Origin of the sequence: Leeia sp. (genome assembly GCF_041909055.1) — a bacterium.
Lineage (GTDB): Bacteria > Pseudomonadota > Gammaproteobacteria > Burkholderiales > Leeiaceae > Leeia > Leeia aquatica.
Genome location: NZ_JAYREC010000003.1, coordinates 178705 through 204790, shown reverse-complemented (window position 1 = coordinate 204790; position 26086 = coordinate 178705). Strand labels below are relative to the sequence as shown.

The following is a 26086-nucleotide window of genomic DNA, read 5'->3' as shown; positions in this document are numbered from 1 at the left end:
TAAGCGGAATGAAAATAAGGGCTAAAACAAGGGTTCTGTTCCGCTTTTTACATCATGTCGCTGGCACGCTACTTCCAGAAACTGTATCAGACCTACGGTGAGCAACCGGTTCAGCCCGGCTTGCCGGAGCTGGCTGCGCAACTGTGCGTCAGCGAGCGGCACGCCCGGCAACTGCTGGGACGCATGCAGGGCGAGGGCTGGTTGACCTGGCAAGCGGGCCGTGGACGTGGGGTGCGCTCTACCTTGCAGCTGCATGGCAAGGCGCTGCAGCAACTGGAGCAGGAGCTGCAACAGTTGTTGCAGCAAGGCGCACTGTCGCAGGTATTGCAGCGCCTGCCTGCGGCAGAGCGGCAGCAATGGCTGGATAGCCTGCCGCGCTTGCTGGCGCAGCACGACGCCGGTTCCCGGCTGCGTATTCCCTTGCCTCGCGCGCTCAAATCACTGGACCCGCTGACGGTGGCGTTCTGGCTGGAAGCCAATCTGGTGCGGCAGCTGTTTGACCGTTTACTGGAGGCGGACCCACAACGCGGGCTGGTGGGCTCGCTGGCACACCACTGGGAGGCGCAGCAGCAGGGGCAGTGCTGGCGTTTCTGGTTACGCCCCCGCCTGCAATTTCATGATGGCAGCGTGCTGGATAGTGCAGCCGTGATGGAAACCCTGCTGCGCTTGCGGGATGAGCCGGGCCCGGCGCAGTGGCAATACAGGCATCTGCGGCGGGTGGTTTGCCACGATGCGCTCAGCTTCAGTTGCGAGCTGGAGCGGCCAGACTGGCTATGGCCGCACTGCCTGACCAATGGTCCGGCGTCCATCGTGCCACGCCGCCGCCGTCAGTTTGGCGAGCAGCCGGTGGGCAGTGGGCCATGGCGCTTGCTGCAGCGGCATCCGGGGCGCTTGCTGTTGCAAGCCATGCCCCATCACCATCGCGGTGCACCGCTGCTGGAGCAGATCGAGCTGTGGATTCTGGATTTGCCGGATTACCCGGCACCCTTTGATCTGGTGTGGCAGCGGGAAGAGGGCCAGCCAGTTCACAAGGCGGGGCTGCATTGGCCGGAAGGCTGCCATTACTTGATCCTGGGGGAGTCTGACGACCAGCGGCGACAGCAGTTGGCGGCGTGGCTGGCGCATCCCCCGCTGGTGGCAGACGACGAGGTCTGGCGGCGCCCGGCCCACCATTTGTTGGCGAGTTGGCCGCCCGCAGAATGTCTGCCATCCGGGCAGACGTTCAGACACGCTGCACAGGCTGTAACCCTGCAGCATTTCGGGGTGCCCCAGGCCGCCGTGTTGTTGCCACGCATCCGTCAGCGGCTGAACCTGGCAGGCATCACGCTGACGGTCTTGCCGCGCGATGCGGCCTTGTTGCAGGGAGGTAGCGCCTTCCCGCGCGCCGACCTGACGCTGCAGGGTGAAATCCTGTCCGAAGATACCGTATTCAGCCTGTATGAATGGCTGGGCGGTAATATCATTGAGCATTTGCCACCTCTGCGGCAGCAAGCACTGTGGCGAGCCCTGGCCAGGATCCAGGCGATGCCGGGGCAGGCCGAGCAACTGGCGGGTTTTCAACAGGAAGCCAGCCATCTGGTCCAGGAGGGCTGGTTGCTACCGTTATCGCACGAAGCCAATTGCCTTCACCCGGCGCCATGGCTGGCGGGGGCTACGCCCGGCAACAATGGCTGGGTGGACTTCAGCAAGCTGTGGGTGCGAGGGGACGACGCTCAGCCATCGTAAAAATGGCAGCCCCAGCCTTGACGTTTGGGGTTGGCAATCCATGGTCCGATCACCTGCTGCATGACATCTGCGCCAGCGGCCTTGTCGATGAAGCGGACATCCAGCAGGCCACCGCCATCTTCCCGACGCTGCTTTGCGTTCCCGGTATGCGGTTTGAGCTGCCATTGGTGGGCCAGCCGGGCCATGTCGCCCTCAAATTCCGCCATGAAAATGCCGCCGCTGTCCGCCTGATAGAACAAGGTTTTGATGCGGACGCCAGCGATGGTAATGGGGGACTTGAAGCGGAAGACCTGATCCGGAGGGCCTTCCGGGTCATGGTCAATGATGCGGACACCCTGCTGCTGCAACCATTTTCGCGTCGTCGGGTTGTGCGCGTCCAGCGGCTCGGCCTTGCAGCGCAGGGCCAGTTCAATCCGTGTGTGAATGGGCAAAGCGGCGTGCGCCTGTAGCGCGCTGAGCAGCAGTACGACAACCAGCAAATGCCTCATGGCAGCACTTCCGTCCGTTACCGTGGTATCCGGACGGAAGTGTAGGGGGAGATGCCAGGAGGATACCAGCGACTGACGTGAGCTTGTGCTCACGCCTCAGCGGCCAGCACCTGTGCGGTGGCGTTGATGACGGCGGCAATGCGGCCGATATCGCGCAGTTCCGAGCTGCTCATGCCCTCTTGCTGCAGTACTGCGTAGTGGGCAGAGATGCAGAAGCGGCATTTGCCGACAATGCTGCTGGCCAGTGCGTACAGCTCGAAGCGCCGCTTGTCGACGCCACCATGGTTCTGGTAGGCGTTCATGCGCAACTGGGCGGGCAGGGTTTTCAGCTCGTCGTTATCCGCCATGTCCAGATAGCTGTACCAGACATTGGTCATGCCCATTAGGGCGGCGGCGGTGTGGGCGGCCTCGGTTTCCTCCGAGCTCAGGATGCCGCTGTCGCGGAAGGCCGCAATCAACGGGGCGGATTTGCTGGCAAAGGCAGCCGCCAGGGCTGCCCCAACGGCGTCTGCCGGGCTCAGGCTGGAGCGGGCCAGGACGCCGTCCAGATTCAGGCGGACATCCTTGGCATAGTCCGGGATCAGTGCTTTGATGGGGTTCAGGAATTCCATGATGCAGTCTCCAGCCCGGGGCGGCAGTGGCCGCCCCGGGGCATGATGTGGGGGATTACAGGGTCTGGCCGCCGACCGCGCGGTTGCACGGGCACAGCTCATCGGTCTGCAGGCCATCCAGCAAGCGCAGGATTTCCTGCGGGTTGCGGCCCACATTCAGGTTGTTCACCGAGACGTGCTGGATCACATTGTCCGGGTCGACGATAAAGGTGGCGCGCAAGGCGACCCCCGCCTGGGCATCGCGTACGCCCAGCATATCCACCAGCGAACCGGTGACATCGGCAAACTGCCAGTGGTTCAGGCGGTCCAGGTCTTTGTGCTCGCGGCGCCAGGCCAGTTTGACGAATTCATTGTCGGTCGAGCCACCCAGCAGCACCGCATCGCGATCGGCAAAGTCGTTGACCAGCTTGTTGAACTCGACGATTTCTGTCGGGCAGACAAAGGTGAAATCCTTGGGGTAGAAGTAGATGATCTTCCACTTGCCGCTGAAGGACTGCTCGGTCAGGCTTTCAAAGGCGGAAACGCCATTTTCTTCATGATGGTTGAAGCCAGGCTTGACGCCGGTGATGTGGAAGGCTTCGAGGGATTGTCCGACGGTTTTCATGCTGAGGCTCCTGCGTTGAGTGAAGATGCCTCATTATGATTTGAGCTATTGATGCTGTTAAATTGATTGTTGTTATCTATTTAATAGGGGTAAGCTATCGCTATGGCTGCTGTCATTGCAAGCCTAGTCCCGGATCCAGATGGACTTGGCGTTGGTGAACTCGCGGATGCCCAGCTCGGACAGCTCACGGCCATAGCCCGAGGCTTTGATGCCGCCAAACGGTAGCAGATTATTGGAGCGCAGCTGGCTGTTGACGTAGGCCATGCCGGATTCGATACGGCGGGCAAAGGCTTCGGCGCGTTCCAGATCCCGGCTCCACACCACGCCCCCCAGACCATAGCGGGTGTCATTGGCCAGCCGTAGTGCGTCCACTTCATCCTGGGCGCGAATCACCGCCGCCACCGGACCAAACAGTTCCTCAAAATAGGCGGGCGCATTGTCGGGCACCTGATCCAGCAAGGTGGCCTGGAAGTAGTAACCGGCACCGGGCTGGCGTTTCCCGCCCAGAATCACTTCTGCGCCGGTCGCCACACTGGCATCCACCTGCCTCTGCAGTTTGTCGAGCAGGTCCTTGCGGGCCAGCGGGGCCAGGCGGGTAGCCGGGTCTTGCGGGTCACCCGGGGTCAGCCGTGCAATGCGCTCGGCCAGTAGCGCAACAAAGCGGTCGGCAATCTCGGGCACCACGATGATGCGCTTGGCGGCGGTGCAGGCTTGCCCAGCGTTGATGAAACGGGCTGCCACGGCTTGATCGGCAGAGGCTTCCAGATCGGCATCATGCAGCACCACCCAAGGGTCGGAGCCGCCCAGCTCCAGCACGCACTTTTTCAGATAGCGACCTGCAGTCGCCGCGACCAGTCTGCCTATGGTTTCCGAGCCGGTAAAGGAAATGGCCCGCACGGTAGGCTGGGCAATGGCCCGGTCGACATCGTCATTTTCCAGCAGCAGGGTCTGGAAGGTTTGCGCGGGCAGACCGGCATCGTCAAACAGCTGCTGAATCGCCAGTGCACACTGCGGCACATTGGCTGCGTGCTTGAGCAAGCAGGCATTGCCCGCCAGCAGCGCAGGAATCGCAAAGCGAAAAACCTGCCAGAAGGGATAATTCCACGGCATGACCCCGAGCACGGTGCCCAGCGGCTGGTGGCTGACATAGCCGCGGCCACTAGGCAGGGCGACCGGCTGGTCCGCCAGCATGGCGGGCGCATGGTCGGCGTAAAAGTCGGCCAGGTCGGCACATTTGCCCAGTTCTGCCACCGCTTCGCGGCTTAACTTGCCCATCTCCTGGCTGATCAGACAGGCTAATGCACTTTCCCGGGAACGCAACAGGCGGGCGACCTGTCTCAGCGCTTCACAGCGTGCTGGCAGTGGCCAATCTGCCCAGCGTTTCTGGGCTTGCGTGGTGGCAGCAATGGCATCGTGCAAGTCCGCAGAGGGCAAGCTGGCGAACTCGGCCTGCAGGGCTTCCGTGGCCGGGTTCAGGCTGTAATATGGCATTGTGTTATCCTGTAAGGCCACCTGAATAGGTGGCCCGTTTCCACGATCCCGGCGTGAGCCGGAAGCTATGTGACATAGAGTACATGAACCGACTGCGTCATTTTACCCCGATTTGTCTGAGCCTGACCGGCCTGCTGATGCTGGCAACGGCCCATGCCGGTATCCCTGAAGACCTGAATGCGGCCCGTGATGCTTTCCGTGCCAAGGATGCGGCACGTCTGGAGCAGCTGGCCAACCGGCTGGATGGCACCCTGGGCGCTCCTTACCCGCGCTATTGGCAATTGGCGCTGGATCTGGACAACGCTGCCCCGTCGCGGGTGGACGCTTACCTGAAGCAGTATGCGGATAGCTGGATGAGTGAGCGTTTGCGGCTGGAGTGGCTGCTGTCGCTGGGGCGTCGCCAGCAGTGGAGCGTCTTCAACCAGTTTGATGCCAAGCTGGGCAATGAAACCCAGGAATTGAACTGCTACCGGCTGCTGGCACGGCAAGCCGGGGGTACCGCCTTGCCTCCGGCTGAACTGAAGGCGCTATGGTATAGCGGGGCCGAGCAGGCCAAAGGCTGCCTGACCTTGCTGGACAGCTGGCGTCGGCAGTCCGGCCTGGATAGCACCGCAGTGTGGGACCGCATGCGGCTGGCCTTGCGCGAAGGACGAATCACCAAGAGTGACCGGCTGGATGCCGCCCGCGCTACCAATGACTGGTTACCTGCCGGTGAGCAGCTGGACCTGCGCCAGCTGGAGAGTATCTATAACAGCCCGACCAGCTATCTGGCGCGCCTGAGCGAATTCCCCAAGCCCCGTGCAGCACGGGAAGTGGCCTTGTTCGCCTTGCACCGGCAAGCCATGCTGGACCCGGCACAGGCTGCTGCGCTGCTGCAACGCTGGCAGGGCGGCATGGAGGCTACTGACCGCAAATATGCCTGGGGTCTGGTGGCCCACTGGGCGTCATTCAAGCTGATGCCGGAAGCAGTGGAGTGGTACCGCCTGGCAGGAGACACCGTGCTGTCGGAAACCCAGCTGGGGTGGAAGGTACGGGCGGCATTGCGCGGCAAGGACTGGGCGATGGTGAAGGAAGCCATCGCCGCCATGCCGGAGAAAATGGCCAGTGAAAACACCTGGCGCTACTGGAAGGCACGGGCGCTGGCGGCCCAGGGCAATCTGGACGAGGCGCGCGAGCTGTACCAGGGCCTGGCCGGGGAGTACACCTACTATGGCCTGCTGGCATCGGAGGAGCTGGGCCAGAACACTCTCAATCTGCGTGAAAGCTACAAGCCCACCGAGGCCGAGGTGAAGCAAGCCTCACAAATGCCGGGCTTTGCGCGTGGCATGCTGCTGTACCAGATGGACTGGAAGTTTGAAGCCAACCGCGAGTGGCTGCTGACCCAGCGGGAACTGGACGACAAACTGCTGCTGGCTGCTGCCGAGTATGCCCGCCGCAACCAGTGGTATGACCGCGCCATCAACACGGCTGATCGCACCAAGCAGCTGCACAACTTCTCATTGCGTTTCCTGAGTCCCTACCGGGATGTGATGAAGCTGCATACCGAGCGGCTGGGGGTGAATGAGGCCTGGGTGTTTGGCCTGATCCGGCAGGAAAGTCGCTTTGCCAGCGTGGCGCGCTCCGCAGTGGGGGCCGCCGGGCTGATGCAGCTGATGCCGGGTACCGCCAGCTGGATTGCCCGCCGCATTGGCCTGGCCGGTTATCAGCAAAGTGCGGTGCATGATATCGACACCAATGTGCTGCTGGGTACCAGTTATTTGAAGTATGTGCTGGATAGCTTGGGCCACCCGGTGCTGGCGACAGCGGCCTACAATGCCGGCCCGGGGCGTGCACGTGCCTGGCTGGGTGGCAAGCCGCTGGAAGGGGCCATTTATACCGAGTCCATTCCGTTTGATGAAACCCGCGACTATGTGAAGAAGGTGATGAGCAACGCCGTGTTCTACGCGGCGGTGCTGGGGGATCCCTACATCAGCCTGAAAAAGCGCATGGGCACCATGCCGGTAAGGGGTAGTGTCTCCCTGGCACCGGATGCACAGTAAGGGTGACGCTTACGGCACCGGGGAGAGCTGGTAGCGGCTCATGATCTGTTGCAACTGACCACTCTTGCGCAAGGCATCCAGTGCGGCATCCAGTTGCTCCAGGGTAATGGGTGCTTTGGGCGAGAGCAGGCAGTGGGTGGGGTAGGTGGTCAGGTCCTTGTCGCTGACCACAAACTTGCCCTGCTCCGTCGGACGGCGGCGTAGCCAGGCGGCGATTTCATCGCGGGTGCTGATCAAGGCGGTCAGCTGGCCGCTGCCCAGTTTGCGGAAATTGCCATCTAGTGAAGGCTCGTCCCGTCGCAGGATGCTGCCTTGCTGGAAAAAGGGTTCAAGGTCCGGGTAGCGGTAGCCCAGAATGGTGCCGAGTGATCCGCCTTTCAGGTCCTGCGGCTCGCGGATCGGCTTGCCCACCTGCTGTCGCGAAACCAGGGTTTCGGCGTGGGCGTAAACCGGCTTGCTCCAGTGATAGCGCTCGGGTTTGTCCATCCAGGCCGGATTGGTATTGCAGGCAATGTGAGCATCGCCGTTCAGCAAGGCCATTTCGACACGCCGTCGGGAAAATTCTACAAACTGCAGCTGGACTTTCAGCTGCAAGGCCAGTGCCCTGCCCAGGTCATAGGTCACGCCACCGCTCAGCGGGGCATTCGGGGCCTTGCTTTCAAATTCGACGATGGGCTCGCCATCGGCGTGGCCAAACATCATGTTGAGGGTCACGGCGGGGGCTGCTGGGCTCAGGCAAAGCAGCACCAGCAGGGTAGACCAATGGCGCAGGGGGGTGGAGTGAGCGTGGTACAATGCAGGCACCTCCATAGGTTTCCTTTAGGTCTAGCACCGTACTGTCATGAATACAAGCGCACCCGCCACCATCGTCAACCGCCGCCCGGAATTGCAACGTCTGCTGGCAGAGCGCATTCTCATCCTCGATGGCGGCATGGGGACCATGATCCAGCGTCATCGCCTGGAAGAAGCCGACTATCGCGGTGAGCGCTTTGCCGATTGGCCGCATGATCTCAAGGGTAATAACGACCTGCTGGTGCTGACCCGCCCCGACGTGATTGGCGGCATTCACCAGGCCTATCTCGATGCCGGGGCCGACATCATCGAGACCAACTCCTTCAACGCCACCTCGATTGCCATGGCCGATTACGGCATGGAATCACTGGTGTGGGAGCTGAATTTTGCGGCGGCACAGCTGGTGAAATCGCTGTGTGCGGCGGAGACCGCGCGCAACCCGTCCAAGCCACGTTTCTGTGCCGGGGTGCTGGGGCCGACCAACCGCACCTGCTCGATCAGCCCGGACGTCAACGACCCCGGTTACCGCAATGTCACCTTTGATGCGCTGGTGGAATCCTACACCGAGGCGATTGATGGTCTGCTCAAGGGCGGAGTGGATCTGCTGCTGGTGGAAACCATTTTCGACACACTGAACGCCAAGGCGGCGGTGTTTGCCATCGAGCAATACTTCGACCAGCACGGGGTATCGGTACCGGTGATGATCTCCGGCACCATTACCGACCAGTCTGGCCGTACCTTGACCGGTCAGACCACCGAAGCTTTCTACAACTCGCTGCGTCACAGCCGCGCGCTCAGCTATGGCCTGAACTGTGCGCTGGGTCCGGATCTGTTGCGCCCCTATGTGGAGGAAATGGCGCGTATCAGCGAGAGCTGGGTGTCGGTGCATGCCAATGCTGGTTTGCCGAATGAATTTGGCGGTTACGACCTGACGCCGGAAGACATGGCGCAGCATGTGGCGGAATGGGCCGACAGCGGCTTGGTCAACATTGTCGGTGGCTGCTGCGGCACCACGCCGGACCATATCCAGGCGATGGCGCAGGTACTGGCGACCAAGCCACCTCGTGTCCTGCCGCAGATTGAGCCCAAGTGCCGCCTGTCCGGGCTCGAGCCGTTCAATATTGGTGACCGTGACCTGTTCGTCAATGTGGGCGAACGCACCAATGTGACCGGCTCCAAGGCCTTTGCCCGGCTGATCCTGAACGGCGACTACCCGGCAGCGCTGGAAGTGGCGCGGCAGCAGGTGGAGGCCGGGGCACAGGTGATCGACATCAATATGGACGAGGGCATGCTCGATGCCCACAAGGCCATGGTCACCTTCCTCAATCTGGTGGCCGCAGAACCGGATATCAGCCGGGTGCCGATCATGATCGACTCCTCCAAGTGGAGCGTGATCGAAGCCGGTCTGAAGTGTGTGCAGGGTAAGTGCATCGTCAACTCGATTTCCCTGAAGGAGGGTGAGGAGCAGTTCCGCCACCAGGCTAAATTGCTGCGCCGCTATGGCGCCGCCGTGATCGTGATGGCGTTTGACGAGCAGGGCCAGGCCGATACCTACGCCCGCAAGGTGGAAATCTGCCAGCGCAGCTATGACATGCTGGTGCACGACATCGGCTTCCCGCCCGAAGACATCATCTTTGACCCGAACATCTTTGCGGTGGCCACCGGCATCGAGGAGCACGCCCGCTACGGTCTGGACTTCATCGAGGCGACGGGCTGGATCAAGGACAACCTGCCGCACGCCAAGATTTCCGGCGGCGTTTCCAATGTGTCCTTCAGCTTCCGCGGCAATAACAAAGTGCGTGAAGCCATTCACGCCGTGTTCCTCTACCACGCCATTCAGCGCGGCATGACCATGGGCATCGTCAATGCCGGGGCGCTGGAGGTCTACGAAGAAGTGGACCCGCAACTGCGTGAACGCATTGAAGATGTGGTGTTGATGCGCACGCCCAAAGAGGGCGGTGATGCCACCGAACTGCTGATCACGCTGGCGGAAAGTTTCCGTGGTGACGCCGCGCAGAAACAGGGTGAAGACCTGAGCTGGCGCCAGGGCAGCCTGCAGGAGCGCATCACCCACGCGCTGGTCAAGGGTATTACCACCTATATTGTGGACGATACCGAAGAGGCCCGCCTGCAGGCCGAGCGCCCGATCCATGTGATCGAAGGCCCGCTGATGAATGGCATGAACCATGTGGGTGACCTGTTTGGTGCCGGCAAGATGTTCCTGCCGCAGGTGGTGAAATCGGCGCGGGTGATGAAGGCTGCTGTTGCCCATCTGGAACCCTTCATTGAAGAAGAGAAGATCCGGTTGGGGTTGGCCGATGCGCCCGCCAAGGGCAAGATCATCATGGCCACCGTGAAGGGCGATGTGCACGATATCGGCAAGAATATTGTTGGCGTAGTGCTGCGCTGTAACAACTATCAGGTGATCGACCTGGGGGTGATGGTGCCGGCGCAGACCATTCTGGACGCGGCCAAGGCGGAACGGGCCGATATCATCGGGCTGAGTGGCCTGATTACGCCGTCGCTGGAAGAAATGGCGCACATGGCCAAGGAGATGCAGCGGCAAGGCTTTGACATTCCGCTGCTGATTGGCGGCGCGACCACCAGCAAGGTGCATACCGCCGTCAAGATCGAGCCGAACTACCCGGCGGGCTGCGTGGTGTATGTGCCGGATGCCAGCCGTGCAGTGGGTGTGTGCTCCAGCCTGCTGTCTGATGAACTGAAGCCGGCTTTTGTGGCCGGTGTGCAGGCGGAATACCAGAACATCCGCACCATTCATGCCAACAAGGAACAGGCCCGTTTTCTGAGCATTGACGCTGCCCGGGCGAATGGTTTTGCCCCGGCGACCGGCTTCGACTGGTCGCAGTATCAGCCACCACGCCCGCGCCAGTTGGGGGTGTTCCGCTTTGAGGATGTGCCGCTGGCCGAGATCGAGCCCTATATCGACTGGAGTCCCTTCTTCAACGCTTGGGAGCTGTTCGGCAAGTATCCCCGCATTCTGCAGGACGAGGTGGTCGGCGAGTCGGCGCGCGCCCTGTTTGCCGACGCGCAGACCATGCTGCGACAAATGGTGGCCGAGCGTTGGGTGCAGGCCAATGGCGTGGTGGGTTTGTTTCCGGCGGCCACCGTCGAGCACGACGATATTGAAATCTACCACCCGGAAACCGGCGAGCGGCTGATGACCTGGCACAATCTGCGGCAGCAGAATACCAAGGCCGCTGGCAAGCCAAACTGGTGCCTGGCGGATTTCATCGCGCCCAAGGGTAGTGGCGTGCAGGATTACATCGGTGCCTTTGCGGTGACCGGTGGCATCGGCATTGACCCGCATGTGGCGCGTTTTGAGGCGGCCAATGATGACTACAGTGCCATTATGGTCAAAGCGCTGGCCGACCGTTTTGCCGAAGGCTTTGCCGAGTACATGCACGCCAAAGTGCGGCGCGAGCTGTGGGGCTATGCCGCCGATGAAAGCCTGACGGTAGACCAGCTGACCGACGAGGAATATGTGGGCATTCGTCCGGCCCCCGGTTACCCGGCCTGCCCGGACCACGTCGCCAAGGCCGATCTGTTCCGCCTGCTGGATGCGCCAGCCATCGGCATGACCCTGACCGAAGGCTACGCCATGCTGCCCACGGCAGCGGTATCCGGCTTCTACTTCAGCCATCCGCAAAGCCAGTATTTTGCCGTCGGCAAGATCAACCGTGATCAGGTGGAGGACTACGCCCGCCGCCGTGGTGTTACACAGCAGCAGGCGGAGCGTGACCTGGCGCCGGTGCTGGGCTATGTCAGCTGAGGCTGGTTTCCGGCATCGCCACGTCAGTCGTGCGAGAGAGCTCCTGTAGCTTGCCTTGTTGCAGCAAGACCACCCGATCTGCAGAGGCGATGGTTTGCGGGCGGTGTGCGACGATGATGCGGGTAATCTGCAGTGCCTTCACCGACTGGTTGACGAGGTGCTCCAGCTCCACATCCAGGCTGCTGGTCGCCTCGTCCAGATAGAGAATATGCGGGCGCTTGTAGAGGGCGCGCGCCAGCAGCAGGCGCTGCTTCTGGCCGCCCGACACGGCGGTGCCCATGTCGCCGACCAGGGTGTTGTAGCCCATGGGCATCCGCAGGATATCCTCATGAATGGCAGCACGCTGAGCACATTCCTCTACCCACTCGCGGTCTGCATGGGGATCAAAGAAGCTGATATTGTCCTTGATGGAACCGGCAAACAGTACATCATCCTGCATCACGGTGCCGACCAGCTGCCGGATGGCATTGGGCCCCAGCTTCTTCAGGCTGACATCGCCAATGCAGACATCGCCGGATTCCGGGGTATGGATCCCCAGCATCACATGAATCAGGGTGGTTTTGCCGCAGCCTGAGGGCCCGACAATGGCGACGGATTCCCCTGCGTTCACCTTCAGCGAGGCGCCATCCAGCACCCAGCTTTCATGGGTGCCGTAACGGAAGCGAACCTCCTGCAGGGTGATGTCGGCTGCGCCGGTGATCGTTTCCGTCGGTTCTGCGTGCTCCCGTTGCAGGGTTTCGGGCGGGGTCAGCGCGATATCGGCTAGCCGTGCGCCTTGCAGCTGCAGCATCTTGAGCTCAAAGTATTTGTTGATCAGGCTGCTGACCCGGCCATCAAACTGGGTTTTATAGGCAATGAATGCCATCAGGGCACCCGCGGTGTATTCGCCAGCCAGCACGGCTTTGGCACCGACCCAGATCATCACCACATGCACCAGCCCGAACAGCAGGCTGTTATACACCTCATACGCAATGCTCATTTGCTGGGTACGTACACCGGCATTGACTTGCTCGGCTTGCAGGGTGAGCCAGGTCGAGCGGCGGATGTCCTGCCGCTGAAACAGCTTGATGGCCTTGATCCCGCGTATGGACTCGAGAAAATGACTCTGCTGACGCGCGGCATACACAATCTGGGCTTCGGTGGCATTGCGCAAAGGTCTGAACCAGAGCGCGCGGCCCACGGCATAGGCCAGCATGGCCAGTACCGCGATGGTCGCCAGTGCCGGGCTATACAGGTACATGACGGTCAAGGTGAGCAGGGTCATGATCCCGTCGAGAATGGCCTCCATGAAAGAGGTGGTCAGCGTTTGCTGGATGGCATCAATGCTGCCGAAGCGTGACACCACATCGCCGACATGACGTCTTTCAAAGTACTGCACCGGCAGGTTCAGCAGGTGGGTGAACAGATTGCTGCGCCATTGCAGGTTCAGGGTGGTCCCCAGATACAGCATCACCCATTTCCGCAATGCATTGATGGCTTGATTGAAAACGGTCAGCGCGAGAAAGCTGATGCCTAGTGTGGTCAGCAAGTCCAGATCACCGGTGGTCAGCACATGGTCCAGCACCCACTGCATCATCAACGGGGTGATCAGGGAAAACACCTCCAGCGCGGCGGAGAGGCCGAGGATTTGCAGCAAGGCCTTGCGAAAACCGCCAACCTGCCCCATCAGTTCCCGCAGGCGTACCCGCTGTACTTCGGTTCTGGGTTGAAACGGCTTGCTGGGCCACAGCTCCAGCGCCACACCGGTAAAGCTGCGCGATGCTTCTTCCCAGGAGACCTGACGCTTGCCCAGCGCGGGGTCGTGGATGACAATGCCACGCCGATTGACCGCATGCAACACCACAAAGTGGTTGAGGTTCCAGTGCAGGATACAGGGGCGGCGCAGCTGGTCCAGCTCGGTCAGCTCCAGCTTGAGCGGACGGCTGTTCATCTCCAGCTGGTTGGCCATCTGTATCAGATTGGCGAGGGTGACCCCCTTGAGCGAGATGTTGAAGCGATTGCGCAGGGTGGGCAGGTCAACGCGATGGCCATGCCAGGAGGACACCATGGCCAGACAAGCCAGACCACACTCCGCTGCCTCGGTTTGCAGAATGATCGGCAGTTGCGGCGACATGCTGAAACGCAGATGCTGAAGGATGGACATGAGCACGGATCCGGAAAAATTTATTGCAAGCGGTCGCTAAAACCGAACAAGGGCTCCAGCGCCCACTCATACAATTTGCGACGTTCCTGCTGTACCTCCGCCTGCAGCCGCATGCCGGGCTGCAAGGGGAAATGCCCGCCACGGCTGACAAAATCCTGCTGCGCCAGCTGCACGGTAATCTGGTACATGGGTTCGCTTCGCGTGTCGGCAGCGGCAACCCCGCTTTCCTGCAGGTTGATGCTGGTGCGCGAGACAGAAATCACCTTGCCGGTCTGGTGGCCGAACTTCTGGAAGGGGTAAGCTGCATAGCGCAAGACCACCCGATTGCCGGGGCGGATGAAGCCAATATCCTGACTGGGGGCGTACAGCCGTGCCTGCAGGCGGGCATTGGCCGGGATCAGGCTCATCAGCGGGCGTTCCGGGTTGACGGGCTGCCCTTGCTCGGCAAGCACGGCCGTGGCGATGCCATCTTCCGGGGCGGTCAGTGTGATGGTGCGGCGGGATTCACTCTCCATCCACTGCTGGTTCAGCTCGGCCAGCTCCCGCTCCAGTCCGGAAAGCTGGTTCTGCTGTTGCCCCGGCAATTGCTGCAACTGGCGCTCGGTGTCGGCAAATTGCCGTTGCAGACCGGCTTGCTCCTTTTCCAGTTGCTGCAGGCGGCTGCGTTGATCCAGCAGCTCTGATTGCTTCTGGGCTAATTGCTCTGCTGAGACAAAGTGCTGTTCCACCAGCGACTCGTAGCGTTTGACCACGCCCTCCGCCAGTCGTGTCCGCTCCTGCTGCATCGACATGGCCATTTTCAGCTTGTCCATTTCGTTGCCCAGACTGGAGAGCTGGGTCTGCAAGCGCTGCTGTTCCTGTAATTGCAGGGCCTGGGTCCGGCTGCGCTGAGCCTCCAGACTTTGCCTGCGTTTGGCAATCTGTTCACTGATGGCTTGCTGGATGGCGGGCTGGCTGGAAGCATCCCGGTCGCTGCCCAGGATGAACAACGCCTGCCCCTTGCGCACCGTCTGGCCTTCCTGCACCAGCTTGCGCAACACCAGCCCGGATTGTGGAGCGCGAATACTGAGGGTGCCTTTGTCGGGCCGCAACTCGCCATTGATGGTGCTGTGCCGGGTATAACTGCCAAAGATCAGCAGCGCCAGCAGCGCGCCTGCCAGTGCCAGTGCCAGCCCGGTCAGCACCCACGTCGCCAGGGGCTGGGTCAACAGGATGTCTCCCAGCCAGCGAATCTGCTGGTGGCGCAGGGCTTCCTCACGAAACAGGGGACGCATTTCAGTCCTATCCTTCAACAAACAAGCGGGCCGCACCCGTGGACCGTCTGGCTTGCCGCAGGCGGCATGCCGCGCATCCGGACCGGTAAGGGAGGGTAAAGCCCGGACGGGGCAGACGCAAGCGCCTGCCCCGAACGTTCTCCAGCAGTGACGCCGGAGAAAGCACACCCTTACGGCAAGGGGTTGCCGAATGCATCGACTTCATTGGGATTCGCGGTTGGCGTGGGGCTCGTTGTCGAATCGGGGGTGTTGTGAGGGAAAATGGCCCCTGGTGTTGGCACCATAACCCAAGTACTCGCACCCCCGCCTAGGCCTGGGTTAAGCCTTGGGATTTCTACCCATGTGTACATGGAATAGTTGGCCCCTAATTCGCGGGTATCAATCTCGGTCCAAGCCTCGTCGCCCCCACCTGAAACCCATGTAGTTTCTTCTTGGCTCAGGGTCTGCAAGGCGCGCTGTTGCTGTGTCATGGTTCACTCCTTGATATGAATGGTTCTGCTTTTTTTAGGCATGGTATGGGTGTGACGGGCGGGGAGGGTAAGCGTGTATTGGCTCGTTCAGCACCCGACGGCAATGACCATGACCGGCTTCAGAGGCGGGCTCGGCATGTGTTAGCCCGTCTCTGCTTTGATCCACCTACCCGGTGCGAGGGTTGCCCTGTGCTGCCGGGATGAGCCGCAATGGGGGCACCCCCTTACGGGTGGCTGGATGCATTGCGTATGGCGTTAATGAAGTCCAGACGCTCCTCCGGGGTCATCCCAGCCATCCCGACGCTTTGGTAGGTGTAGGGGGGCAAATACCCAGGGTACCCGCCTCCTCCCGCGCTAGGTGGCACAGCATCACCCATGCCGCGTGGTTCACCGAGGAGATCGGCCACCCAGTTGTCACGCGCTCTTGCTCCGGCGACTTGCTGAATTTCCTGTTGCAACAACATTTCCATTTGATCACTCCCTTTTGAGATGCCCGAATGGATCGGGTCTATCGTTTTCAGACTGCCTTGCTGCTTGATCAGGCAAGCAAGGCAGCCGCTGGCCCTGCGGATCAGAAGTGGAGCGTTACACCCGCATTCCAGCTACCACCGCTGCCGAAACCGCCAGAGAACGTCCAGTTGCCGGAGTTGTAACTCCCTCCGGCGCTCCAGCTGCCATTACCCCAGTTGTAACTGCCATTGACCGAGCCGCTGCCAAAGCTGTACGTGCCGCTGATGGAGCTGGAGGTAAGAGAAAAGCTAGGGTTGGTACCACCGGCCACGCCGTTCAGTTCTTCGTGAGACAACATTTCCATTTTTGCTACTCCTGTTCATTTGCAGGCTGATATGCGTTTGCCTGGGCGTGCACTTCGGTATGCTCGAAGGCCCAGGGGCATATGCATGTCACATGAGAAAGCCAAGTCTTGTCGCGGGCTTAAAAGCTGAAACGAACGCCCACGCTCCAGCTGCCATTGTCCCAGTTGTAGCTGCCAAACAAGCCGCCCCCGGCGTCCAGCTTGATGGATGAGGGGGTCAGAAAAAGCCATTGCTTGCCTGGATCTTGCAGGCCGCCATTGACGTGAGCGATTTCTTCCATCGACAGTTCTTGCAGGTGCTGGGAATGCTGTTGCATGTGGTGCTCCTGTTTTGTATGTGGTTAGAGGGTTAACTGACTTCACCCAACTGGTCGGATAGCGGACGCGGTGGGTGCACAATCCTAGTTTTATTCTATCTTTATGTAAACTATTATTTTTACTTTTGTGGAAAATTGGTGACTCCATTTTTTATGGAAAGAATATTCGCATGAGTAAGTGGGTGCGGGACACCCCACACGAGTGGATGCGATGAGCCAGGATGATGCGAGGCGAGGGGCAGGTGGGTGAGGGCGGCGGGGACTTGATGTGGTTGATGCTGGATGCTGTTGGTATAATGAGGGATTGTCACCTCACCCTCGAAAGACACTGATGCGTACCTTGCTGTTGTTGTTGGTTGCTGCGATGAGCAGTAGTGCTGCCCTGGCGGCAGCGACGACCATCCCGGCCCCCTTTCGTGGCAACTGGGTGGATGTGACGGCCAAGCAGGGCTGCAAAGCTGTCCTGCCGGACGATGACGTGGGTTATGTCATCGACAGCAAGACCCTCATGCAGTATGAGCAAGTGTGTACCCTGAAGTCGCCGAAGGTCAGTACGGCAACCTTGCTGGAGGGCACGTTCTCTTGCAATGAAGAAGGGGAGGTGTACAAGGCGCCATTCACACTCAAGCTGTCCCCTGACGGCAAATTCCTGCTGGTAAACGACCGCAAGCTGCAACGCTGCAAGTAAATCCCGCCATGCAGGTTCGCACGATCTGCCAAGTGTTCAGGCCGCGCGCCGCTTAATCTGATGCTACTCAGAAGGAGTGTGGATGATGCGCGATGCGCGGCGTTGGCAGCAGGTGTGGCACAGTCTGGAACATCATCTGGACCAAAAGCAGGGGCGTGAGGATTTGAGTCAGCTGGCGGCCTGTTCGCCCTGGCATTTTCACCGCCTGTTTAGCGCACGCTTTGGTTTGAGCGTGCAGGCCTTCCGGCAAGGGGCTCGCCTGCAGCGTGCGGCGGCCTTGCTGGCTTGGCGGCCCCGCCATAGCATCACGCGCATCGCACTCGATCTGGGCTATGACAGCTCTGCTTCCTTGTCACGTGCGTTTCGCCAAGGCTTTGGTATCAGCCCGAGCCAGTTCCGGCGTCAACCGCAGTGGCAACGCTGGCAGGGTGTTTTTCAGCCTTTGCATACTGCACGGAGTGCCATCATGTTTGAACCGGATGCCGACATCCTGATTCGTGATTTTCCCCTGACACGGGTCGCTATGCTACCGCATCGCGGACCGAGCGCCTTGCTGGGGGAAAGCCTGCAACGCTTCATTGCCTGGCGCAAGGCGCATCACCTGCCGCCCAGCCGTTATGCCACCTACAATGTGTGTTACCACCATCCGGACGATGTTGCCCCTGAAGACTACCGCTTTGACTTGTGTGTGGCCTGGGACGGCGAGGTGGCAGACAACCCGCAAGGGGTGGTAGCGGGCACATTGCCGGGTGGGCGCTGTGCCGTGTTGCGCCATATTGGCCCGGATGAGCAGCTGGAGGGGGCCATCCTGCATCTGTACCGACATTGGCTCCCCGGCAGCGGAGCGCAGTTGCGGGACGCGCCGCTCTTCTTGCAGCGCGTCTGCCTGTTTCCGGATGTGCCGGCACATGAAGCGGTGACGGACATTTTCTTGCCCATCCAATAAGCGTCAGGCTGGAAGGGTGGCCTCTTCTACGGCTTCTTCGTCGGCTTCTTCGCCGAGGAAACCACCGCTCTGATGCGCCCACAGTCGGGCATAGATGCCACCCAATTCCAGCAGCTGCTGGTGGTTCCCCTCTTCCACCACCCGTCCCTTGTCCAGCACAATCAGCCGGTCCATGGCCGCAATGGTGGAGAGCCGGTGGGCGATGGCAATCACCGTCTTGCCTTCCATCAGTCTGTAGAGGCTGGCCTGGATGGCGGTTTCCACTTCCGAGTCCAGGGCACTGGTAGCCTCATCCAGCAGCAGGATGGGGGCATCTTTCAGCATCACCCGTGCAATGGCAATGCGTTGACGTTGCCCGCCAGACAGCTTCACGCCACGCTCACCAACGTGGGCTTCATAGCCTTTACGACCCTGCGGGTCCGAAAGCTCCAGCACAAAGTCATGGGCTTCGGCACGCTGTGCGGCGTGGACGACCTGTTCATCACTGGCGTCCGGCCGGCCATAGCGGATATTGTCATTCACCGAGCGGTGCAGTAGCGAGGTGTCTTGTGTCACCATGCCGATTTGCGCCCGCAGGCTATCTTGTGTTACGCCTGAAATATCCTGCCCGTCGATCAGGATGCGACCTTGCTCAATATCGTAAAAGCGCAGCAGCAGGTTGACGATGGTGGACTTGCCCGCACCGGATCGGCCAACCAGCCCCACCTTCTCGCCTGGGCGGATATTCAGTTGCAAGGCCTCAATCACCGGGCGCTTGCCGCCGTAGTTGAAGGTGACGTGCTCGAAGTGGATGTCCCCCTGGGTCACCAGCAAAGGTTTGGCGTCTGGGCGGTCCACCACACTATTGCCCCGGCTCAGCGTGGCCATGCCATCCTGTACCGTGCCGATATGCTCGAACAGGCCCGCCATTTCCCACATGATCCAGTGTGAAATGCCATTCAGGCGCAAGGCCATGGCGGTGGCCGCCGCCACCGCACCGACCCCGACCTGGCCTTGCGTCCACAGATACAGGGTGGCACCGGCGGTGCTGCCAATCAGCGCAATGCTCAGGATATGGTTGATGATGTCAAACCCGGAGGCGAGCCGCATCTGGGCATGTACCGAGGCCATGAATTCCTGCATGGCAGAGCGCGCATAGTGCGCTTCACGCTGGGCATGCGAGAACAGCTTGACGGTGGTGATGTTGGCGTAAGCATCGGTAATGCGGCCGGTCATCAGTGAGCGTGCGTCAGCCTGCCGCTGGCCAACCTTGCCCATGCGTGGCACGAAGAAGCACAGGGTGGCAATGTAGAGCACCAGCCAGCCAAGGAAAGGCAGCAGCAGCCAGCGGTCCAGCTGACCGACAATCGCCACCATGGTGACAAAGTAGATCACCACAAACACCATGATGTCGATGACCGCCATCCAGGCATCCCGCACGGCCAGAGCAGTCTGCATCACCTTGGTGGCAATGCGGCCGGCGAATTCATCCTGGTAAAAGCGCATGCTCTGATCGAGCATCAGACGGTGAAAGTTCCAGCGTAGTCGCATGGGCAGATTACCTTGGAGCCCCTGGTACTTCAGCAGGGCATGCAGGGCAATCAGTAACGGGCTGGCGAGCAGCAAGCCGCCAAGCAGCAGCAAGGTATCAGCATGTTGGGTCCACAACTGGGACGGGGTGACGTTACTCAGCCAATCGACCACTTCGCCCAGCATGGCAAACAGCAAGGCCTCAAAGGCACCAATGGCCGCTGTCAGAATAACGATCAACAGCATCCACTTGCGTACGCCTTGCGTCCCAGCCCATAAGAAAGGCAACAAGGTTTTGGGGGGGCGAACCGGTGGGGTGTCGGGATACGGGTTAACCAGACGCTCGAACAGACGAAACACACTGAACTCCTTGGCAAAGAACGACGAAACACAGCGAAGGCTGCATTTCGGGAAAAACGTTTCCAATCTAACCACAGGGCTGACCCAGCGGTCAATCCATCTGCCTCGTGAACCGGCGCAGGCAGTCAAGCAACGCACCTTACTCTATACTGACACCATGTCAAACCGGTGAAAGGACAGTTGCAGGTGGAGCTTGACCCGGATTTTTCCCGTGCCGGCTTTCTGGTGGTCGACAGTGTGGCGGAGATGCGTACGGCGCTGTCGATGACCCTGTCGTCATTTGGTGCCAATCGGGTGGATTTTGCTTCGCGGATCCATGAGGCCTTGTCGCGGGTACAACGAGGCGATATTGACGTGGTATTGAGCGACCTCTCGCTCAGTCATCCGTTTGATGGCCTGCGTCTGCTGGAAGAGCTGAAAACTCGCAATTTGCTGAAGCAATCTGCCGTGTTCATGATTGTGACGGCTGAAGCCAACGCCCAGACGGTGCTGTCTGCGGCGGAGCTCGCGCCGGATGACTATCTGTTGAAACCCTTTTCGGGGGAGACCTTGCGCCAGCGGCTGGTGAAAGCCGTGGCCAAGAAGCAGGCGTTCAAGGTGGTGGACCAGGCTATCCTGCAACATGACTACCTGCGTGCATTGGCGGAGTGCAATGCCCGCATTGAAGAACGGGATCCCTACGTGATCGACTTCATGCGGCTCAAGGCACGTCTGTCCTTGTTGACCGGCGCCTTCCTTGAAGCGCGGCAAACTTATGAGCAGGTGCTGCGCATCCGGCCAGCACCGTGGGCGCGCATGGGCCTGGGCAAGTCGCTGTTCCGCCTGAAGGATTATCCCAATGCCCGCCGCGTGTTTGAGAGTGTGCTGGCGGAAAATCCCTATGCAATGGAAGCCTACGACGGTCTGGCGGGGTGCCTGGAGGCACAGGAAGATTTGCTGTCCGCGCAGGAAGTGCTGTCGCGTGCGGCGGCGCGCTCACCGGCGATCATCCAGCGACAGCGGCAACTGGGAGAGCTGGCACAGCGCAATGCCGACTGGCCGGTGGCGGTGGATGCGTTTCGCAACACGATCGAGTATGCCCGCTACTCCTTCCAGCACGACGCTGGTGATTATGCCCAGTTGAGCCAGAGCTTGCTGGCCAGTGGCGAGACCCAGTCGGCAGAGCAGACGCTGGCGCAGGTGCGACGGGCATTCCACACACCGCAGTCAGACCTGCTGGCCCATGTCATGGAGTACGGTATTGCAAGCGCACGGGGTGATGCGGTGCGGGCGGGAAAGAGTTTGCAGGCCGCACGGGAGCAATTTGCTGAGCTGAAGGATAACCTGCCAGGCACCTACAGCGTGGCACTGGCGGAAGCCTGCTACCGGGCGGGTGATGAGCAGGCTGGAAAGGAGGTTGTATCCAGTTTGCTGCGCAATCAGCACGATGATGTGGCAGTATTGCGAAAAGTGGAGCAGATGTTCGTAGCCGTTGGGCGTGAATCTGAAGGCAAAGCCTTGATCGAGGATCACGCCAATGATGTGGTGGAATTGAATAATGCCGCCGTGCGTATGGCGCAGGCGGGGGATCTGGAAGGGGCGGTACACCACTTTCTGTCGGCACTGGCAGAGCGGCCAGGCAGCATGCCGGTGGCCTTGAATGCCATCAGCGCCGTATTGGCCTATGTGGGGCAGCACGGCTGGCACGATGCGTATATGCAGCTGGCACAAGACCTGTTGGCGCGGGTGGGCGCACAAGACCCGACCAATGGCAAATATCAAAAAATGATGCAGGCGTATCGTATGGTACGCCAGCAGTTTGGAATCAAGGGAGCGTGATGCGGGCGAAGCCGCATCATGACAGGGTAGCCGATGACAGAATCTCGGGTATGGCTGGGAGAAGATGGTATTGTCCGCATCGACCATGGGGTGGACCCGGAATTGTCCCTTGACCTGATCCAGCGGGTGTTTGAAGCGCGGGCTCGCCTGTGCCCGCAGCCACATCCGGTCATGGTGTTGGGCAGGGGGCGCCCCAAGGTTAGCAAGGAAGCCAAGGCGTTTACCCAGCAGGCCATGGTCGCCCGCATGACCACCGCTATTGCCTATGTGGCCGATTCCTACTGGATCCGCAATATGGTCAAGCTGTACCTGCTGTTTGATACGCCGCCTTATCCTGCCTTTGTCGTATCCAGCGAGGCTGAGGCGGTGGCCTGGCTCAAGCGATACGTACCGAAAACCGGAAACGAAGCCGCCTGAAAGGGGCTCCGGACATGGGAGGCAAGCATGCGGCCACAAGTCTGGCTGGGTGCGGATGGCATCGTCAGGGTGGATCATGGCAATGATCCGCTGATCACACTGGAAGACATCCAGTGGGCGGTGGCCCGGCAGCAGGAACTGGCGGATTGTCCGTGTCCTGTCATCGTCTTCGGTAGCGGGCGGCCGTCTGTGCCGCCCGAGGTCAAACGCTACCTGTCCGGTCCGGCGCTATGCGGTGTGACCAGCGCACTGGCCTATGTGCTGGAAGGCTGGTATCTGCATCATCTGTTCCGTCTGTCACTGCTGTACAACCGGCCACAGATTCCCTGCTTTGCCTTCAGTAATGAGCCCGACGCGGTAGCCTGGCTGCAGCGTTACCTTACCCCGCCTGCGCAGCAAGCGGAGTAAGGTCAGCCAGACTTACCTAGCCAGCAAGCGCTGGATGTTGCGCAGGCGGCTGGAGTCTTGCGAAGCGGTTTTCTCAAAACCATCCAGCTTGTCACCCATCAGCTTGTCCAGCCGGTTCAGGCGGTCATTCGGCATCGGGTGGGTCGAGAACAGCAGCTCAAAGCCCGGGTCTTTGGCATTGGCGGCTGCAAACATCTGCAGCACCGAAGGCAGGCCATACGGCGAGTAGCCCGCACGGGTGGCCAGTACCACCCCCAACTCATCGGCCTCATACTCATCGGCCTGGTCCAGACCGGAGGTATAGACGTTCCTGAACAGATTGTTCATTGCCGCCAACTCCGGCGTACCTTGCTTCTGCGCATATTGCCCGATGGCCCCGCTCACCAGTTTGCCCATGCCCTTCTTCTTGGCCACTTGCACATGGTGGCGCTTGATGACGTGGGCGATTTCGTGGCCCAAGATCCCGGCCAGCTCGGATTCGGATTTCACCGACAGCAACAAGCCCTTGGTGACGAACACATAACCACCAGGTGCCGCGTAGGCATTCACACCCTTGTCGTCAAGAATGCCAAAGCGCCACGGTAGATCGGGGCGTTCGCTCTGCAGTGCAATCCACAGGCCCAGCCGGTTGACGTACTGCTCTGCCGCCGGATGGCGTAACAAAGGCCTTGCACCTAGCAGCAGCGCGGACATGTCCTTGCCCATGGCGCGCTCTTCTTCCGGGCTGACATCCGAGGTGGCCTCGGCTGCACCTTGCAGCATCTGCTTGGCGTTGCTGTCCGGCAAGTTGTTGAGTAGTTTCTGCACCTCTTTATTGTTGGCACAACCAGCCAGCAGCGCAGCACACAAGGCGGTCAGCAGCAGCGGGCGCAGGGGAAGACGGGCACGCATTACTGGCCTCCTTTCAGGTAATCTACTTTTTGTGCTTTCAGGCGGTTGGCCTGGGCGATTTGCCGGGCCTCATTGGCCGAGACGGCATAGCGTTCCATCTGGGCGACATCCGCCGGATTGGGGGTGGCATTCTGAATATCTGCCTTGGCCATGGGGTCGTCCTTGCCGGCTTTAGCACCCGTCGTAGAGGCCGAGCTCGTACTGCCAGAGCGGGTGGCACCGAGCACCTGCGCCAGTCCTGCGCCGGCGTTGCCACTCGCAGTGCTCTTGAAGCGAATCGCCATCAAGTTGACCCAGCCGCTCTTGCCGTCGCTGGTCTTCACTTGCACCCAGCGGCCTTCGCCGGGGGTGGCATCCACTTCGCTATTGGCCGAGAGGGTGGCGATGGTTGGTGCGTCGAGTTGCGGTTTGGCTTTCAGATCACTGCTACGGGTTACCGTGGCGGGAGCCGCCAGAGCCAGCCCCCCGGTCACCAATAGCGCTCCGGCCAGCAGGCGCGGCATGCGGTTCATGTTGTCTTCCTTTTTGGTTCAAATAGCCGGACCGGTTGTTCCCGGCCCTTGACCTGATGTTCACCGTGGTCGATGAATTCAAATTGTTCACCGCACGCCAGCCGGGTGGATTCCGAGACCAGAATGCGGGCGATACCTTTGGTTTGTCCTTCAATGCGGCTGGCCAGATTCACGGTATCCCCAATCGCGGTGTAATCCAGTCGCCGCTGGGTGGAGCCAATCAGGCCCACCACGGCGGGGCCGCTATGGATGCCGATACCGATATCAAACCCTTGTCCGGCCTCACCCAGCATGCGCTTGAACTGTTCCAGCCGGTCGGTCATGTCCAGCGCTGCGGCGACCGCCTCGCTGGCGTGATGCGGATTGCTGAGCGGCGCCCCCCAAAAGGCCATGATGGCATCACCGATAAACTTGTCCAGTGTGCCACCGTGCAAGTCTATCGCTTCTACCTGCAAGTCGAAATAACCGTTCAGCATCTGCACTACTTTTTCTGGTGGCTGCCGCTCAGACAGGGTGGTAAAACCGCGGATGTCGGAGAACAGCACCGAGATTTCCACTGCCTGGCCGACTTCCGCCTGGGCCAGCGCATTGCGGTCTACCAGCTTGCGCACCACACGGGGATCCAGAAAGCGGTTGAACAGCTGTACGGTATGCTCACGCCGCCGCCGCTCGGCCAGAAAGTACAGCAAGGCGCAGATGAAAAAATACAACCAGCATAGGGTCAGGTAGCTAAAGGGAAGCCAAAGAATGGTCCGCTGCAAGAGCAGATAGCTACCCAGCGTGCTGAACGCTGTTGCCAGCAGCAAACCCAGGGCAAGCAGGCTGACATGCCAGCCACGCCGCCAGCCCCAGGCCAGCAGGAACATCAGCAGGATGGCCAGCCCCAGCTCCGAGGCGCGCGGTGCCGGACGCAGCCAGTCGCCGTGTTGCAGGTTGGCCAGCGCGGTGGCCAGAATCTCTGGCCCGGCGGTCGGGGTGGGTGGATCGGTGAGGCGGCTGAGTGGCGTGGGGTGCAGGTCGGACAAACCTGAGGCATACGCGCCAACGATGATGATTTTGCCGTGTAGATCCGGCAGCGGGATGGGTTTGCTGAATTGTCGGCTCAATACCACATCTCGGTAGGAGAGTCGGGAGAAGGGCTTGCTGTACCAGTTCAGCAGAATATCGGTCTGTGGTGGCACCGCCCAGCCCTGATCGCGGGCGACCCGGGCAGGCAGGGAAGGGATGCGCCAGCCTTGACGTAGATAGTCAATATAGTAGCGACGCCCCACGGTATCCGGATCGGGCAGGAAGTTGATCAAGCCGGTGCGCCAGACATCGACCGGCAACGCCATTGGTGTCAGCAGTGGCGCACCCGCGTCGAGCTGGGCATCCGGGCCGGGGCGGACTGCCATGATCGGGGGCAGACGCTTGAATGGCGAGGGCTGCCCATCAGGCTGCACTACCAGCGGTAAATAGGCCGGGAATGCCCGCAGGGCCTGGGCAAAGGCGCGGTCACTCTCTGGCGCCGAGGGGTCACCTTCGGTGAAGGTGAGGTCAAAGATGACAGCCTTGGCACCCCGCTGCTGCAGTTCACGCAGCAGCTCGGCATGCACCATCCGTGGCCACGGCCAGTTGCGCCCGGCAAAGTCCAGCATGGCGTCGTCTTCCAGGCTGCGCTGGTCGATGCCGATCATCACGATGTTGTCGGGTGTAGGGCGCTGTGAAGCGTGCTGGCGGAGCAAATGGTCGCTGAAGTAGGTATCAAGCGGGGCCAGCAGACGCAGGCCCGCCAAGGCTTCCATCAATACCCAGAGCGCAAACAGACCGGCCAGCGCCAGGGCGGGCTGTAGCTGCAGGCGAGTGAGCCAGGGTCGCAAAGGGGAGGCCATATCAGGGTCCGCGAGGTTTCGCCGCTGATTATGGCAGGTTTGTGGCGCGGCTGCAGACTGGACGCATCAATGTGTTATGTTATAACATTGCATTTATAAGACCTGAGA

General features: G+C 60.6%; 21 protein-coding genes. 8 read left to right on the top strand and 13 right to left on the bottom strand.

Annotation, left to right across the window (positions count from 1 at the left end; translation table 11 throughout):
* Nucleotides 1-54: 54 nt before the first annotated feature.
* Complete coding sequence (locus ACE3O2_RS09810) at nt 55-1725, top strand: SgrR family transcriptional regulator (RefSeq protein ID WP_374337026.1); 1671 nt, start codon at nt 55-57, stop codon at nt 1723-1725.
* Here the strand turns inward: ACE3O2_RS09810 and ACE3O2_RS09805 are convergent.
* From ACE3O2_RS09805 to ACE3O2_RS09790, 4 genes are all read right to left on the bottom strand, one after another.
* Nucleotides 1713-2213, bottom strand: coding sequence for a hypothetical protein (locus ACE3O2_RS09805; protein WP_374337024.1), 501 nt, complete (start codon nt 2211-2213; stop codon nt 1713-1715). The two genes, ACE3O2_RS09810 and ACE3O2_RS09805, sit on opposite strands and share 13 nt — an antisense overlap.
* 89 nt (nt 2214-2302) lie before the next feature.
* Nucleotides 2303-2824 (bottom strand): carboxymuconolactone decarboxylase family protein, encoded by a 522-nt coding sequence (locus tag ACE3O2_RS09800; protein WP_374337022.1) that lies wholly within the window; start codon nt 2822-2824, stop codon nt 2303-2305.
* A gap of 55 nt (nt 2825-2879) precedes the next feature.
* Nucleotides 2880-3428, bottom strand: a complete 549-nt coding sequence (locus ACE3O2_RS09795) for a peroxiredoxin (protein WP_374337020.1) — start codon at nt 3426-3428, stop codon at nt 2880-2882.
* A 123-nt stretch (nt 3429-3551) separates the two neighbouring features.
* Nucleotides 3552-4919: an NAD-dependent succinate-semialdehyde dehydrogenase gene (locus ACE3O2_RS09790; protein WP_374337018.1), complete on the bottom strand. Its 1368-nt coding sequence runs from the start codon at nt 4917-4919 to the stop codon at nt 3552-3554.
* Between the two features lie 83 nt (nt 4920-5002).
* Here ACE3O2_RS09790 and ACE3O2_RS09785 point away from each other — a divergent pair, with 83 nt between their 5' ends.
* Nucleotides 5003-6958 (top strand): transglycosylase SLT domain-containing protein, encoded by a 1956-nt coding sequence (locus ACE3O2_RS09785; RefSeq protein ID WP_374337015.1) that lies wholly within the window; start codon nt 5003-5005, stop codon nt 6956-6958.
* Nucleotides 6959-6967: 9 nt separating this feature from the next.
* Here ACE3O2_RS09785 and ACE3O2_RS09780 read toward each other — a convergent pair whose 3' ends face one another.
* Nucleotides 6968-7762, bottom strand: a complete 795-nt coding sequence (locus ACE3O2_RS09780) for a substrate-binding periplasmic protein (protein WP_374337013.1) — start codon at nt 7760-7762, stop codon at nt 6968-6970.
* Between the two features lie 37 nt (nt 7763-7799).
* Between ACE3O2_RS09780 and metH the strand changes: the two genes are divergently transcribed.
* A complete protein-coding gene (gene metH / locus ACE3O2_RS09775; RefSeq protein ID WP_374337011.1) occupies nt 7800-11540 on the top strand; it encodes a methionine synthase in 3741 nt (1246 codons plus the stop codon).
* On the opposite strand, the gene ACE3O2_RS09770 is transcribed toward metH, so the two are convergent.
* The 4 genes from ACE3O2_RS09770 to ACE3O2_RS09755 form a co-directional block, all read right to left on the bottom strand.
* Nucleotides 11533-13683: a peptidase domain-containing ABC transporter gene (locus ACE3O2_RS09770; protein WP_374337009.1), complete on the bottom strand. Its 2151-nt coding sequence runs from the start codon at nt 13681-13683 to the stop codon at nt 11533-11535. The two genes, metH and ACE3O2_RS09770, sit on opposite strands and share 8 nt — an antisense overlap.
* A 20-nt stretch (nt 13684-13703) precedes the next feature.
* Nucleotides 13704-14957: an HlyD family secretion protein gene (locus ACE3O2_RS09765; protein ID WP_374337007.1), complete on the bottom strand. Its 1254-nt coding sequence runs from the start codon at nt 14955-14957 to the stop codon at nt 13704-13706.
* A gap of 1041 nt (nt 14958-15998) precedes the next feature.
* Nucleotides 15999-16241, bottom strand: a complete 243-nt coding sequence (locus tag ACE3O2_RS09760; RefSeq protein ID WP_168877858.1) for a hypothetical protein — start codon at nt 16239-16241, stop codon at nt 15999-16001.
* A gap of 119 nt (nt 16242-16360) precedes the next feature.
* Entirely contained in the window at nt 16361-16558 is a 198-nt protein-coding gene (locus ACE3O2_RS09755; protein ID WP_168877857.1) for a hypothetical protein, read from the bottom strand.
* Nucleotides 16559-16889: 331 nt separating this feature from the next.
* On the opposite strand from ACE3O2_RS09755, the gene ACE3O2_RS09750 reads away from it, so the two are divergent.
* Together ACE3O2_RS09750 and ACE3O2_RS09745 are read left to right on the top strand one after the other, a co-directional pair.
* Entirely contained in the window at nt 16890-17246 is a 357-nt protein-coding gene (locus tag ACE3O2_RS09750) for a hypothetical protein (RefSeq protein WP_168877856.1), read from the top strand.
* An 82-nt stretch (nt 17247-17328) separates the two neighbouring features.
* On the top strand, nt 17329-18192 hold the full coding sequence (locus ACE3O2_RS09745; protein ID WP_374337004.1) for a GyrI-like domain-containing protein: 864 nt from the start codon (nt 17329-17331) through the stop codon (nt 18190-18192).
* A gap of 3 nt (nt 18193-18195) precedes the next feature.
* Here the strand turns inward: ACE3O2_RS09745 and ACE3O2_RS09740 are convergent, their stop codons facing one another.
* Nucleotides 18196-20061 (bottom strand): ABC transporter ATP-binding protein, encoded by a 1866-nt coding sequence (locus ACE3O2_RS09740; protein ID WP_374337002.1) that lies wholly within the window; start codon nt 20059-20061, stop codon nt 18196-18198.
* Between the two features lie 168 nt (nt 20062-20229).
* Between ACE3O2_RS09740 and ACE3O2_RS09735 the strand changes: the two genes are divergently transcribed.
* From ACE3O2_RS09735 to ACE3O2_RS09725, 3 genes are read left to right on the top strand one after another with little or no spacing between them, the layout of a single operon-like run.
* Complete coding sequence (locus tag ACE3O2_RS09735) at nt 20230-21879, top strand: response regulator (protein WP_308418740.1); 1650 nt, start codon at nt 20230-20232, stop codon at nt 21877-21879.
* A 33-nt stretch (nt 21880-21912) separates the two neighbouring features.
* Nucleotides 21913-22296, top strand: a complete 384-nt coding sequence (locus tag ACE3O2_RS09730; RefSeq protein ID WP_168877853.1) for an STAS/SEC14 domain-containing protein — start codon at nt 21913-21915, stop codon at nt 22294-22296.
* Between the two features lie 27 nt (nt 22297-22323).
* The gene (locus ACE3O2_RS09725; RefSeq protein ID WP_374336999.1) at nt 22324-22704 is read left to right on the top strand and encodes a hypothetical protein; all 381 of its coding nucleotides are present in this window, start codon (nt 22324-22326) and stop codon (nt 22702-22704) included.
* A 12-nt stretch (nt 22705-22716) separates the two neighbouring features.
* Here the strand turns inward: ACE3O2_RS09725 and ACE3O2_RS09720 are convergent, their stop codons facing one another.
* From ACE3O2_RS09720 to ACE3O2_RS09710, 3 genes are read right to left on the bottom strand one after another with little or no spacing between them, the layout of a single operon-like run.
* Nucleotides 22717-23595 carry a M48 family metalloprotease gene (locus tag ACE3O2_RS09720; RefSeq protein ID WP_374336997.1) on the bottom strand — a complete coding sequence of 293 codons (879 nt, stop codon included), beginning with the start codon at nt 23593-23595 and terminating at the stop codon, nt 22717-22719.
* Nucleotides 23595-24107, bottom strand: coding sequence for an SH3 domain-containing protein (locus ACE3O2_RS09715; protein WP_168877850.1), 513 nt, complete (start codon nt 24105-24107; stop codon nt 23595-23597). Before ACE3O2_RS09715 ends, ACE3O2_RS09720 begins: the two co-directional genes overlap by 1 nt.
* A complete protein-coding gene (locus ACE3O2_RS09710) occupies nt 24104-25978 on the bottom strand; it encodes a CHASE2 domain-containing protein (protein WP_374336994.1) in 1875 nt (624 codons plus the stop codon). Before ACE3O2_RS09710 ends, ACE3O2_RS09715 begins: the two co-directional genes overlap by 4 nt.
* Nucleotides 25979-26086: the final 108 nt, after the last annotated feature.

Bases quoted from the DNA above. Each gene is read 5' to 3' on its own strand.
- ACE3O2_RS09810 (WP_374337026.1), top strand. From the start codon at position 55: ATGTCGCTGGCACGCTACTTCCAGAAACTGTATCAGACCTACGGTGAG.
- ACE3O2_RS09805 (WP_374337024.1), bottom strand. From the start codon at position 2,213: ATGAGGCATTTGCTGGTTGTCGTACTGCTGCTCAGCGCGCTACAGGCG.
- ACE3O2_RS09800 (WP_374337022.1), bottom strand. From the start codon at position 2,824: ATGGAATTCCTGAACCCCATCAAAGCACTGATCCCGGACTATGCCAAG.
- ACE3O2_RS09795 (WP_374337020.1), bottom strand. From the start codon at position 3,428: ATGAAAACCGTCGGACAATCCCTCGAAGCCTTCCACATCACCGGCGTC.
- ACE3O2_RS09790 (WP_374337018.1), bottom strand. From the start codon at position 4,919: ATGCCATATTACAGCCTGAACCCGGCCACGGAAGCCCTGCAGGCCGAG.
- ACE3O2_RS09785 (WP_374337015.1), top strand. From the start codon at position 5,003: ATGAACCGACTGCGTCATTTTACCCCGATTTGTCTGAGCCTGACCGGC.
- metH (WP_374337011.1), top strand. From the start codon at position 7,800: ATGAATACAAGCGCACCCGCCACCATCGTCAACCGCCGCCCGGAATTG.
- ACE3O2_RS09770 (WP_374337009.1), bottom strand. From the start codon at position 13,683: ATGTCCATCCTTCAGCATCTGCGTTTCAGCATGTCGCCGCAACTGCCG.
- ACE3O2_RS09765 (WP_374337007.1), bottom strand. From the start codon at position 14,957: ATGCGTCCCCTGTTTCGTGAGGAAGCCCTGCGCCACCAGCAGATTCGC.
- ACE3O2_RS09760 (WP_168877858.1), bottom strand. From the start codon at position 16,241: ATGGAAATGTTGTCTCACGAAGAACTGAACGGCGTGGCCGGTGGTACC.
- ACE3O2_RS09755 (WP_168877857.1), bottom strand. From the start codon at position 16,558: ATGCAACAGCATTCCCAGCACCTGCAAGAACTGTCGATGGAAGAAATC.
- ACE3O2_RS09750 (WP_168877856.1), top strand. From the start codon at position 16,890: ATGCGTACCTTGCTGTTGTTGTTGGTTGCTGCGATGAGCAGTAGTGCT.
- ACE3O2_RS09745 (WP_374337004.1), top strand. From the start codon at position 17,329: ATGATGCGCGATGCGCGGCGTTGGCAGCAGGTGTGGCACAGTCTGGAA.
- ACE3O2_RS09730 (WP_168877853.1), top strand. From the start codon at position 21,913: ATGACAGAATCTCGGGTATGGCTGGGAGAAGATGGTATTGTCCGCATC.
- ACE3O2_RS09725 (WP_374336999.1), top strand. From the start codon at position 22,324: ATGCGGCCACAAGTCTGGCTGGGTGCGGATGGCATCGTCAGGGTGGAT.
- ACE3O2_RS09720 (WP_374336997.1), bottom strand. From the start codon at position 23,595: ATGCGTGCCCGTCTTCCCCTGCGCCCGCTGCTGCTGACCGCCTTGTGT.
- ACE3O2_RS09715 (WP_168877850.1), bottom strand. From the start codon at position 24,107: ATGAACCGCATGCCGCGCCTGCTGGCCGGAGCGCTATTGGTGACCGGG.
- ACE3O2_RS09710 (WP_374336994.1), bottom strand. From the start codon at position 25,978: ATGGCCTCCCCTTTGCGACCCTGGCTCACTCGCCTGCAGCTACAGCCC.